We start from the raw sequence: 12,667 nt of genomic DNA on the forward strand, positions 1-12,667 counted from the left end.
CCCCTTTATGGTTCTGTTTTGGGATAGATCTCCCAAAGCCTTGTGCGGAAACGATTATAGGCCTTTGGCGAGGTATACAGGATGGTGCGCTCGGTCTTTTTATCCTTATCCACCACAATGCGGTGTCCCTTCAGGGCGGCATTTCCGGCCTCCATCACCATCTGTTTTCCCAGCTTTTCCGCGATGTTTCGCGCCTGCGCCTGCCAGCGCAGCGCTGCCTCATCCGGGTCGTCCTGCTCCGGGTCGATCGCCTGCAGCCACTGCCGAAAAGGCTGATCCACTGCAAAGTAGAATTGTGCACGGGAGTCCTCCGTTACCTTTTGCTTATCCTTGAACCCTTTCACTTTATTGTAGTCCAATCCCCCGGCAAGCTTCAGTTCCACGCACAGTGTGCCAATGTTTTTGGCAGTTTCTTCACAGCGCTGTACTTCCCGGTTTATACGTACCGTCCATTTTCGGCCAAGATCGTTTAACGTTGCAAGTTGCATTTCCAACTGGTCAGTATACACATCCTTAACAGATGCTCCCTGATCGTCATATCGTATTCCGACCACACTAATCACGATTTGTTCTTTTTTGCTCAGGATTCGCAGACTTTGCAGCTTCTGATTCCATATCAGAACACCCGGTTTACGGCCCTCCGGGTCCAGCATGGCGGGAAGTTCTCGCCACAGCTGCTTTCCCATCTCATGCTGTTGCGGTTCATAGGTCACCTTTTCATTTTCCTTCGATGTTCTGCGCCAAAGAGTCATTTGCTCGCCAAACGCATTTTCGCTGTCCCAATAGTCTCCTCCCAACACCTCATACCCGACTACACCGGGCATTTCTTCCGAGCGTATCAGCAAAATGCGTCTGGATTGCAGGGTCAAAAGTTCTGCCTGATTTTTCGGCATCACGATCTCAACGCTCTGTTCTGTCCTGGCATGCTCCCGCTCCCAGCAAGGCATTTGCTTTTCCCGCAGAGCATCTGGCTCCGTTGAAAACGCCATGTTCCGCAGCAGCGTTTCGTACAGATTTTTCCCCTTAACAGCCACAAACCCAATCTGCCCCAGCCAACCAACACCATGCCTTGGCTTATTGCCAGCCTTCGGGCGGCCGCCGCGTTCATCGTATCCATTTTGATAAATCAGCCATCGAGTTGCCTGTGCATAGGTGAGTACCGCACATTCTGCTTTTGAAATGTTCTGAAATAGCGGCGTTTTATTACCGCTTTCCGCTCGTTCCCCGTTCAACTTTTTTCCGTCAAACGCAATGCCATTGCTAAGGGTCGGCACCTGCCAGAAGGGGTGTGTCGGGTGGAACAGCCAGAAGCGGTCCTTCCACTGCTCCAGATAGTCCCGGACAGGCTCTGCCGGGAAATGCCCAAGCTGCCACAGCTCGCTCCAGCGCTCCAGTGCATCATCGCTCTGTGCCAGCGGTTGGGGTTTTCCCTTTGCATCCACCCGGGAGAACACGGTGAATAGCACCGCCAGCAACAGCCGCAGCACGGCGGCGTTCTGGGTGGGCATCTCGCCCGCAAGGTCCACATAATCCTGCGCCGACACCAGCGCCTCGGTCAGGGACACCTCCCGCACCGTGTTGTCCCGCAGCCGCACCCGTATCCACGGTTCGGTCAGCAGGTTGAATTCAATTTCCTTCATCCGTTTCCTCCTTTTGGTAGGTCAGGCCGTTTTCACGGTCATAACAAAGTTCCATGCCCGCAAGCCGGGCAGTCAGGTTTTCATCCAGCAGCAGGATCAGTTCTCCGTGCAGCAGCGGCGACAGCTGCCACGCCGCAAGGCGGCTGCGGTTATCCGCTTCCAACTCCCGGATGACCCTATCCACCTTCCACGCTTTGCCGAACACCGCCGGGAGCCGCAGCTTCTGCCGGGCAATCTTCAGTGCCGTTTCCGGCGGGGGCGGGCTGTCGGCAGCTACGGCGCTGCCACCCTCCTGCCACGGCAGAAAGTGGATGCTTCCGTCTGCCCGGCGCTGCATTACAAGCACCTCTACCGAGGGGTCGCCGTCCCGCACTGCTGCCCGCGCCGCCGGGTCGGAGCGGGCACCCTCGTTCTGCATCCAGTCGTCCAGCGTATTCAACTGCGCCAGCCGGTGCGTTTCCGGCTGCGGCACAAGGTACGCCTCGGCGCGCGCTTTCTTTTTCTCCTGCGTCTGCTCATATACGCAGCGCATTTCCTCCCCCTGCGCTCCACCGGGAGCTTCCCGCTCCCAGCCGTAGACCTGCTGCACCAGCGGAGAGATTTCCTCCGGCAGCCGGATGCTCCGGGGCAGAAACTTCCGGGTGCGCCAGAGCAACCACTGTCCATATACCGCCTCGCTGCCCGCATCAAAGGCATCTTCCCCGGTGTCCAGCACCGCGCAGCAGGCCTGCTGCAATGGGGCGGGGCGGCTGCGGCGGTGACGGTGCAACCGTCCGATGCGCTGCAACAGCAGATCCATGGGGCAAAGCTCTGTAACAAGAACATCCAGATCAATGTCCAGCGACTGCTCCATCACCTGCGTGCCCACCACGATCAGGTCGTTCCGGCGCTCCGGTGCAGAGCCCTTGCCAATGCGTGCCATCAGCTGGTTTTCCCGCGCTGCGCGGTCCGGCATCAGGAACTGCGCATGGAACAGCTGCACCTCTTTGTCCGGCAGGCTTTCCCGCAGCAGCTGCGCGATCTTCTGCGCTTTTTTGACCGTGTTGACGATCACTCCCGCGCAGCCGCCCTCTGCCAGCTTCCGGCGCAGCAGCGCGGGTAGCTCCGGCTCTGTGAGCGTGGTCAGCTGCACCGTTTTACCGGGTGCGTCTGGTGGTATGGCCGTCTGCTTTACCTCTGCGCCGTCCGTCCATGTCAACAGCGGATAACCGCAGCTGGTCTTCCATGGGGCGTCCGGGACAGCCTTTTTCTGCTGGTAAGCCTCGACCAGTTCCGCGCGCCGCCGGGCAGGCAGGGTGGCTGACAGCAGGATGACCGGCACCTTGTACCAACCCAGCCATTCCAGTGCGCGGTCCAGATAGCAGTTCATGTAGGTATCGTAGGCGTGGCACTCGTCAATAATGACCACCTTGCCCGCAAGCCCCAGATGCCGCAGCATAACGTGCTTCTGGGCAAGTGCCGCCAGCAGCAACTGATCCACTGTGCCAATCACAAAGTTTGCCAGCAGTGCCTGCTTGTTTCCCCGAAACCACTGGTGTACCTGCACCTGATGCGCTTCCTGCGCGTCCTCCTCCAACTGCACCCCGCGCCCCTGCAGCCGCAGATAGCACTCGTTCAGTTCTGCCATGCCGTGTGCCAGCTTTATAGCCTGCGGCAGCGTCTCCTCAGACTGTGTGTCTGCCCAGCCAAGCAGCCGGGGAAAGATGCCGTTTGCCGTGGCCTGTGTGGGCAGCCCGAAAAAGACACCACCCAGCCCGAACCGGCTGGCCATGACCTCCGCAGCGGCCAGCGCCGCCTCGGTTTTACCCACGCCCATCTGTGCTTCCAAAATCAGGATGCCCGGTTCTGCTGCGGTATCCACAGCCTCCAGAACAGCCCTCTGCACCGCATTGGGCGCAAAGCCGAACCGCACCGCAAACTCCTGCGGGTCTGCGATGCCCGGCTGTGCCTCCCACGGGAAGGGCAGCGCCAGCTTTTCCCAAGCCCTGTCCACCCGCGCCGGGTAATCCTCCATGCTGCCCAACTCCTCTACCGGGATCAGGGGAAAGTATTCCGTATTGCTGGCGATCCAGTCTGCCATGATCAGAAGTCCGGTCAGAAGCACTTCCTCCTGCGGATTCAGATCATCCAACTCCGCTGTGTCGTCAAAGCCACAGTCCTGCAAAACAGTCATGAGCAGTTCTGTCCAGAAGTCCTCCCAGACCTTTTTCTGTCCCTTGGGGTAGTAGTTGCTCTCCCAACCCTCTAACTGATCATCGACCGCCGCGCAGCTCTGTGGCTTGCCGTGGTGCGCCCCCACAATGGAGGCGATCCCGCCGGGGCAGTCATCCCACAGCAGGACTGCCTCGCCCGCCCGGGCATGCGGCGACTCCCGGCGGTTCTGTTCAGGACAGTCCAGCGGCGTCAACGTTTCCAGCCGCTGCCTCGCCTCCGGCAGGGTGCGCAGGATATTTGCCTGAAAGGCTACCGTAGCCTTGCCTATATCATGGATTCCACCCAAAAACCGGGCATGCGCGAGCAACGCTTCCTCGCGATCAAAGCCCATGGCCCGTTTTACGCTTTCGGGGAGCCACTGCCGGACTAGCCGCTCCATGATGCCCGCCGTATCCCACAGATGCATCCAGAGCGGCAGCCACAGGCTGGTATTTTCCGGGTCCGTTTTACCGGCCAAAAACCTTGTTTTATTCAACGTCCTTCGCATTTTTGCTCCTTTTCCGGTGTGCCTTCCATGTACCGAGCATAACAGATAATGTGTACTATAATCCGTACTTTTTGTATTTTATCTCCGCAAATGAAAAAAAGCGGCACACCGGGTCGTGCCTCATCAAAACGAAAGTGTCCTCGCAAGGTAAAGAAACCTGCTATTTATAGCCCGGTTCCGTTTTCTGTTTCAAAGATACGCTTCTGCCCTTCTGCTGTCAATGACTCTGCGCCAATTCATCAAAGCTACAAAAAAAAACGATTTCTTTTTTGTATAAAAAACCGCCCCGGCTTCCATTGCGGAAACCGGGGCGGTTCGTTTGCGTTATTTGTGTCGGTTCAGGCCCTTACGCAATTACTTGCGGGGGTTCTTGATGGCAGCCTGCACGGGTGGCAAAATTACAGAGCGTTCGGAACAGTGATATGCCGTTTCTTTAACACGCTGTATCTCCAAAGAACGGCTTCACTGTACTAAGAGAAACTCCGTTACGCTTTGCTTTTTCCTGTTCATAAGTCACACGGGTAACTTCCTCAATAAAAGCTCGGACTTCCGGCGTTGCTGTTGACCATGTGACATTAAAGCGTCTGCAAATTTGATAAAATGTGCGATAAAATGTCTCTCGCTCTGCATCACGCTGAAAATATTCTTTTGCACTCATCAAACACACCTCATTTCAAGTAAGTTACAAAGATGTTCATTGCCGCCTCACCAGAAAGTTCATAACGCGGTGCTCCACCAAAACTCGGCAATGGACAAGCTCCATAGTCCCGGACATAATGCTCTGCCAGCTCCGGAACCTTTGCCTCGAACGTGACGGTCCCGCCGCATTCATGGTCAATCGACAGCTTGATTCCGTACGCAATCAACACCCGGCCAATGCCCTGATACTTTTTAGAATGCCCGACAATTGTCGGATTGCTTTCCGGCTGGCTCTCAATGTAGGTAATATGGACCATCACGTCATTTTCCAATATTTCGTATGCAGCCAGCGCAACCAATTCGCCATTACTCGTCTTTAAGGCATACTTTTCAAAGGCATCATCCTGAATATAATCTGACAACCAGCTTGTTTGCCAGACGGGTTCTTTTTCAGTCTGTACCGCATCAGACTTTCTCATGCGCACGATTTTCACACTGATATTCTGACTGCCGTCTGTTTTTATAATAAATGGTACAAACTTTGCCATACAGACCTCTTTTCCTGAATAAAGCATTTTATAGTCTTATTATACTCAGTCGCTCTTAAATTTTCAACCAGTCACCGTTCCACTCTTTTCAAATATTTTTGTGTAAATATGTAAAATAAATATCGACAAATTTGGGGAATCGACGTATACCTGCATTAAAGGAGGCGATAGCCATGTATGACATGAATGATTTGTTTAATTCCCGTGATGTAGTAGGATGCAAGCTAAACCAAATCATTGGCAGTCACAAATATACTAAAAGCAATGTATGCACTGGTGCAGGTATCTCTCGCCCAACACTTGATAAACTCTTAAATGGCGAAGTAACCAACAAAACCAATTTTGAAAAGCACATTTCTAAGCTGCTTGCATTTCTTTCCCTCACGCCCAGTGAACTGATGGGTGGCATCGCCAACCCTTTCACTGACTCTAAAACGTTGCGTGATGCACTCCACCTCGATCTTCAACAATTGAGCCAACGATGTGGACTTTCCATTGATGAACTGCAAAAAATTGAAGCTGGCGAAGATGTCCCCCTCGCAGAACTGCGAGATGTCGCCTATTGCCTTGGAACCGGAGTAACTGGTGTACTGGGCGACGGTTATTTTCAAACTCCGGTCAGCAGCATGGATTACTTTGTCAAAAACGATCCAACAACAATCCAGTCTCCCGGTGGATTTTGGGGACACTTAGGCATCTTAGTCCAAGGTCAGCCAAAATATTTGTGGTTTCCGATAACGTCCTATACCCGGCAGCTAGTTTATAAAAATAGCACTGAAAAATATATGGCCATTCCTTGTATGGACAACTCTCTTTTGCTGATCAACTGCGATAAAATTGAAGAGCTGGTACTTCTTGATGAGGCCTGCGACTCTCCTGTTGACATGGATTGGGACAGCACTGTAAGTGAGGGCGAAATTCCGGCAGTCGTGTATGAAGCGTTTGATGATTATATGGCATACAAAGACGTCGGAGACACTCCTTCCCACTACGATCTTTCTGCATTACTAGTAGGGGCCATCGACCACATTATTGATATTTGTAAAATCGATTCTGAAGCGTTCGCTTCTAAACTGAACACCGCCACTATTATATTCTCGAATGGTCGAATTCAGCACCTCTCTTTGTCTTACGATGTCTCGGACTCTTTAGCCACTGCTGTGCAGCAAATTTATGAAATGGGCGAATTACTTGATAATAGCATTGTAACGATTGAGGCCTGCGATGAAGTCGAGACTCTGATCAACTTCAAGAACATATCAATGATTCAACTTCCACTTGCAAAAATTGAGTGCGACATTAAGAGATCCCTGTCCGAGACGGATGATGCGTAACTGGGAATCAATTCATTGATAATCCACAATATAAAAAGCGCCCCCAGCTTCCTGTCATGGAAACCGGGGGCGCTGCGGTTTTATGGGAAACGCCTCAGGCGCTGCAAAGCCTCAGTGCAGCAGGGAGCTGACCCATGCCCGGGCGGTCGTCTTGGCCTGGAGCTTATTGTACATCTTCAGGGTGGTGTTGTACACCTTCTGGCTCATGGCATTGCTGGCGTTGGTGGCGGCAGCCTGCTTGGCCTCAAGCGTGTCGGCGGCGGCAACGGCGGCCTTCATATCGGCGTAGTCGGCCATGATCTCCTGCTGGAGCGCGGCGTAGCTGGCCTTGGCTGCAGCCTGATCCTTTGCGGTAACCTGATTGCCATTGCTGCCGTAGGTCAGCAGGTTGGAGAGGGCGTCACGCACGCCGTAGAAGGAGTCGGTCCAGTCGTCCGGGTAGGTGTAGTAGCGGCCCTTGGCATCCTGATACCAGACGCCCTCGGTGGGCTGCTCGTCGGAACGGGTGACCTTATGGACCGAGACCTTGTAGACATCTGCAGTGTCGGTGGTCAGCATCGGATAGTAAGGGACAAAGGCGTTGTACACGTCGTCGTCAAAAGCGGTCCACTCGGTAATGGCGGTGTTCAGATCGCCGGTGGCGCTCACCTGGAACAGATGAGTCTCCACATTGCCCGTCTTGCCGATGGGCTCGGTCTGAAAGAAGTGGATAGAATCCTCCACCGAGAACTTCTTGGTCAGCTGGATATTGGAGTAGACCGGGACGATGGCACCGTTCTCGCCGACGTTGCTGATCGCAAAGTCGGTCTCGCTGTAGTTGTCCTTCGTAAAGGTGTCGGTGCCGTACAGGTAGTTCAGGCCGGCTGCCATGCGGTCCGATGCGATGTCGCCGTTGTAGGAGGCATCCAGGTCGATGACATTGGCAGCGGCGTCGCCCACAAAGGTACCGGCCTTCTGGGCCACGGAGATCAGGTTGGCAGAGGCCACCACATGGTCGGTGTCATCCAGATCGATCTTGCCCATAGCGGCGATGTTGGGCTGCATGAAGACCACGCTGGAGGAGAGCTTCAGGGCAAGGTAGGTGTGGCCCGTCAGGTTCTCCACGAACCAGGTCTCGTTCTGGTCGGCAATGAACACGCCGGAGCCGCCGGCTGCACCGGCGTTGTCGTAGATGGAGGTCAGCAGGGCAACACCCTCGCGGGCCGTGGAAGCTTCGCTCAGCAGCACCGTGGTGATCTCGGCTTCCTCAATGCCGTTGTCCACATAGGGGTCTACGCTCAGCACGGCGTCGGTGCCGTAGAGAGACTCGGTGGCAGAGACCATGACGCCCTTCTCGTTGGTACCAGCCTCCTCATAGGGGGTGTGCTCGTGGGTGCTGTCGCAGTCCGGGCAGACACCCAGACCGTTGTCGTCCCGGCGGGCGGTGTAGCGGTAGCTGTCGTGGGTGAAGGTGTAGGTAAAGCCGTAGCAGCCCTCGTACACCTCGCCCGCGGTGTGCTTCCCGGCGGGGCTGATGTTGAACAGCTTGTTGTAATCGTTGGTGCCCAGATCCTCGATCCGGCCAAACATGGTGGTGCCATCCTCGGTGAGGTCGCTGCCGACATAGAGTGCCGTGCAGGCGAAGGCGGAAGGAACCACGGCAAGCGTCATCGCACAGGCGATGAAAGCCGCAGCAATTTTCTTCTTCAAAGACATAATAGTATCGATCCCTCTCTTGTTGATTGTCGGCATTTCGTCGGCAGGTGTCATAATACACCCATTTTAATGAAAATGCAAGTATTTTCCCGAAATTTTAGCATATATTCATTTTTATATAGTATATATTCATACCGCGTTTTTCATCTGCCCCTCCGTGAGCGCAAAAAACCGCCCCGGCTTCCTGTTACGAAAACCGGGACGGTTCATATACTTTATTGGTGCTCTCTCAAGCCCTCACGCAATTACTTGCGGGGATTCTTGATAGCAGCCTGAGCAGCGGCCAGACGTGCGATAGGCACACGGAAGGGAGAGCAGCTGACGTAGTCCAGACCGACATTGTGGCAGAACTCCACGCTCGTGGGATCGCCGCCGTGCTCGCCGCAGATGCCCAGACCCAGATCGGGACGGGTCTCGCGGCCGTCGTGGGCAGCCATCTTGACCAGCTTGCCAACGCCGATCTGATCCAGATGCTGGAACGGATCGCTCTCGTAGATCTTGTTCTCGTAGTATGCGCCCAGGAACTTGGCGGCATCATCACGGCTGAAGCCGAAGGTCATCTGGGTCAGGTCGTTGGTGCCGAAGCTGAAGAACTCGGCTTCCTTGGCGATCTCGCCGGCAGTCAGGGCTGCACGGGGGATTTCGATCATGGTACCGACCTGATACTTCATCTCAACGCCTGCAGCAGCGATCAGCTCGTCTGCGACCTTGACCACAACGTCCTTGACGAACTTCAGCTCCTTGACCTCGCCGACCAGCGGGATCATGATGTGCGGGGTGATCACATGGCCGGTTTCAGCAGAGACGTTCAGAGCAGCCTTGATCACAGCGCGGGTCTGCATGGCTGCGATCTCAGGGTAGGTAACAGCCAGACGGCAGCCACGGTGGCCCATCATGGGGTTGAACTCGTGCAGAGAAGTAACCACGTTCTTCAGGTCATCAAAGGTCATGCCCATATCGGCAGCCAGCTCCTTGATGTCCTCGTCCTTGGTGGGCAGGAACTCGTGCAGAGGCGGATCCAGATAACGAATGGTCATCGGGCGCTCACCCATGATGCGGTACATGGCCTCGAAGTCACCCTGCTGGAACGGCTCGACCTTGGCCAGAGCAGCTTCGCGCTCTTCCACGGTACGTGCGCAGATCATCTCACGCACAGCCTTGATGCGGTCCTCAGCGAAGAACATGTGCTCGGTACGGCACAGGCCGATGCCCTCAGCACCCAGATCCACTGCCTGCTGTGCGTCGCGCGGGTTATCAGCGTTGGTCATGACCAGCAGCTGACGAGCAGCGTCTGCCCAGCCCATGAAGCGGTTGAAGTTCTTATTGCCGGTAGCGGCCACGGTAGCGACCTGCTCGCCGTAGATGTTGCCGGTAGAACCATCGATGGAGATCCAGTCGCCCTCGGCGAACTTGTGGCCATTGATCTCGAAGGTCTTTGCTTCCTCGTCGATCTTGACCTCGTTGTCATTGCCGCAGCCGGAGACACAGCAGGTGCCCATACCACGGGCAACAACGGCTGCGTGGCTGGTCATGCCGCCGCGGACGGTCAGGATGCCCTGAGAGACCTGCATGCCCACGATATCCTCGGGGCTGGTCTCCAGACGGACCAGAACGACCTTCTTCATCTTGCCGGACTTGACCATCTCCTCTGCCTCTTCAGCAGTAAAGACGATCTGGCCGCAGGCAGAACCGGGAGAAGCTGCCAGACCCTTGCCGACGACCTCGGCGGCCTTCAGGGCAGCGGCGTCGAACTGGGGATGCAGCAGGGTATCCAGCTGCTTGGGCTCCACGCGCAGGACAGCTTCCTGCTCGGTGATCATGCCCTCGTCCACCAGATCACATGCGATCTGCAGAGCAGCCTGAGCGGTACGCTTGCCGTTACGGGTCTGCAGCATGTACAGATGGCCGTCCTCGATGGTGAACTCCATATCCTGCATATCGCGGAAGTAGTTCTCCAGACGGGTTGCGATCTCAACGAACTGATCGTACACCTCAGGCATCTGATCCTTCAGGTGGCTGATGGGAGAAGGAGTGCGCACGCCGGCAACAACGTCCTCGCCCTGTGCATTGATCAGGTACTCGCCCATCAGCTTCTTAGCGCCGGTGGCGGGGTCACGGGTGAATGCAACGCCGGTGCCGGAGCGGTCGCCAGAGTTGCCGAATGCCATCTGCTGAACGTTGACAGCGGTGCCCCACTCGTAAGGGATCTCGTTCATCTTACGATAGACATTTGCACGGGGGTTGTCCCAGCTGCGGAAGACGGCCTTGACAGCCTCGATCAGCTGATCGCGGGGATCCTGCGGGAAGGGACGGCCTTCGTTCTCCTCGTAGATCTTCTTGAAGGTGCCGACCAGTTCCTTCAGGTCATCAGCAGTCAGGTCCACGTCGTTCTTGACGCCCTTGGCTTCCTTCATCTTGTCGATCTCGACCTCGAACAGGCTCTTCGGGACCATCATAACGACGTCCGCGAACATCTGCACAAAGCGGCGGTAGCAGTCGTATGCAAAACGGGCGTTGCCGGTCTTCTTTGCCAGACCTTCAACAGCCTCGTCGTTCAGGCCCAGGTTCAGGATGGTGTCCATCATGCCGGGCATGGACTGACGTGCGCCGGAACGGACGGAGACCAGCAGGGGGTTCTGGTTATCGCCGAACTTCTTGCCGGTGATCTCTTCCAGACCCTTGAGGTGCTCAAAGATATCAGCAGTGATCTCGTCATTGATCTGACGGCCGTCTGCATAATACTGGGTGCAGGCGTCGGTGGTGATGGTGAAACCCTGCGGCACCGGCATACCGGCTGCGGTCATTTCTGCCAGACCAGCACCCTTGCCGCCCAGAGTATTCTTCATGGTGACTTTGTCGCCGCCGAAAGCATCATTGCCTTCGCTGAAGTAGTACAGATACTTTTTGCTCATGCGTTGTTTACCTCCCATTCGTGGCCCCCGGTCCAGATGTCCCGGCGGTCTCATCGTTTGCTCACAATTACTGATACGATGAACATTGTTTGTGAATGCTAAACTATTATACCAGAAAATCCATTCCTTTCCACCATGCAAAATCCCGAATTTGTTTGATAATTTTTGTGCAATCCCTTGCATTTTACTGAGTTTTTGAGTAATATAGAATGGGAAAGATTTCGAGAGGTTTTTGTTTTCTGGAGCCATTTTTCCGCCTGTTGGATACATCTTTCTATCCAATGAGTTTTGTTGCGGACAGCCCTCCGGGGATCTTCCGCAATTTCTCCTCTCCCCCAATCAATTTCGATCCAGTTCCAAGGAGGGATCATTCATGGAATCCATTTCTAATCCTGCACGTGAGGCTGCCCGCGCCAGGCTGGCCGCCGCTGAGGCAAAGCGGGAGGATATCCTGCTGTACCACCTCGCCAACGGCGTGATCATCGACAGCCGCACCGTAGAGATCGACGAGGGCGTCGTCATCGCGCCCGGTGCCACCATCCTGTCCGGCACCATCCTGCGCGGCAGAACGGTCATCGGTGCGGGCTGCATCATCGGCCCCAACACCCACATTGAGGACAGCATCGTAGACGAGGGCAGCACCGTCAACGCCAGTCAGGTATACAGCAGCCACATCGGCCCTCACAACAACATCGGCCCCTTCACCCATGTGCGGGTGAACACCGTCACTGACTACGGCGTGCATCTGGGTGCCTATGTAGAAACCAAGAACTCCAACTTTGCCCGGGGCAACACGGTGAGCCACCTGACCTACATCGGCGACAGCGATGTGGGCAAGTACTGCAACTTCGGCTGCGGCACCGTCACCTGCAACTACGACGGCAAGGATAAGTTCCGCACCCAGATCGGCGATTACTGCTTCATCGGCTGCAACACGAACCTTGTAGCCCCCGTGAAGGTGGGCGATGGTGCCTACACCGCCGCCGGCAGCACCATCACCAAGGACGTGCCCGCACAGGCGCTGGGCATCGCCCGGGAGCGCCAGACCAATCTGGAGGGCTGGGCAGAGCCCAAGATGGAAGCCTACATTGCCAAAAAAAAGAAGCTGGAAGACGAGCAGAGCAAGTAAGCTGTCCGTTTTTCGCGTACAGACCGCTGCACAGGATGGCCCTGCGCGGCGGTTTTTGTTTGCAGGTGC

Annotated in this window: 8 protein-coding genes; 2 read left to right on the forward strand and 6 right to left on the reverse strand. The window is 55.5% G+C overall.

Features of this window, described 5'->3' with window-relative positions; all coding sequences use genetic code 11:
- Positions 1–5 precede the first annotated feature (5 nt).
- The 4 genes from casA to ACNQFG_RS01115 form a co-directional block, all read right to left on the reverse strand.
- Positions 6–1,640 (reverse strand): type I-E CRISPR-associated protein Cse1/CasA, encoded by a 1,635-nt coding sequence (gene casA / locus ACNQFG_RS01100; protein WP_423405692.1) that lies wholly within the window; start codon positions 1,638–1,640, stop codon positions 6–8.
- Positions 1,627–4,311 carry a CRISPR-associated helicase Cas3' gene (gene cas3 / locus ACNQFG_RS01105; protein ID WP_423405693.1) on the reverse strand — a complete coding sequence of 895 codons (2,685 nt, stop codon included), beginning with the start codon at positions 4,309–4,311 and terminating at the stop codon, positions 1,627–1,629. The genes casA and cas3 overlap by 14 nt, the downstream gene beginning before the upstream one ends.
- A gap of 463 nt (positions 4,312–4,774) precedes the next feature.
- The gene (locus ACNQFG_RS01110) at positions 4,775–4,999 is read right to left on the reverse strand and encodes a hypothetical protein (protein WP_128118643.1); all 225 of its coding nucleotides are present in this window, start codon (positions 4,997–4,999) and stop codon (positions 4,775–4,777) included.
- Positions 5,000–5,009: 10 nt separating this feature from the next.
- Positions 5,010–5,528: a hypothetical protein gene (locus ACNQFG_RS01115; protein WP_423405694.1), complete on the reverse strand. Its 519-nt coding sequence runs from the start codon at positions 5,526–5,528 to the stop codon at positions 5,010–5,012.
- A 173-nt stretch (positions 5,529–5,701) separates the two neighbouring features.
- Between ACNQFG_RS01115 and ACNQFG_RS01120 the strand changes: the two genes are divergently transcribed.
- A complete protein-coding gene (locus ACNQFG_RS01120) occupies positions 5,702–6,862 on the forward strand; it encodes a helix-turn-helix transcriptional regulator (protein WP_423405695.1) in 1,161 nt (386 codons plus the stop codon).
- Between the two features lie 111 nt (positions 6,863–6,973).
- Here ACNQFG_RS01120 and ACNQFG_RS01125 read toward each other — a convergent pair whose 3' ends face one another.
- Both ACNQFG_RS01125 and ppdK read right to left on the reverse strand, forming a co-directional pair.
- Positions 6,974–8,557 (reverse strand): C69 family dipeptidase, encoded by a 1,584-nt coding sequence (locus tag ACNQFG_RS01125; protein ID WP_423405696.1) that lies wholly within the window; start codon positions 8,555–8,557, stop codon positions 6,974–6,976.
- A gap of 245 nt (positions 8,558–8,802) precedes the next feature.
- Positions 8,803–11,469: a pyruvate, phosphate dikinase gene (ppdK, locus tag ACNQFG_RS01130; RefSeq protein WP_298638711.1), complete on the reverse strand. Its 2,667-nt coding sequence runs from the start codon at positions 11,467–11,469 to the stop codon at positions 8,803–8,805.
- A gap of 373 nt (positions 11,470–11,842) precedes the next feature.
- Between ppdK and ACNQFG_RS01135 the strand changes: the two genes are divergently transcribed.
- Entirely contained in the window at positions 11,843–12,598 is a 756-nt protein-coding gene (locus ACNQFG_RS01135) for a UDP-N-acetylglucosamine diphosphorylase (RefSeq protein WP_423405697.1), read from the forward strand.
- Positions 12,599–12,667: the final 69 nt, after the last annotated feature.

The organism is Faecalibacterium prausnitzii, assembly GCF_049532945.1.
Taxonomy (GTDB): Bacteria; Bacillota; Clostridia; order Oscillospirales; family Ruminococcaceae; genus Faecalibacterium; species Faecalibacterium prausnitzii_N.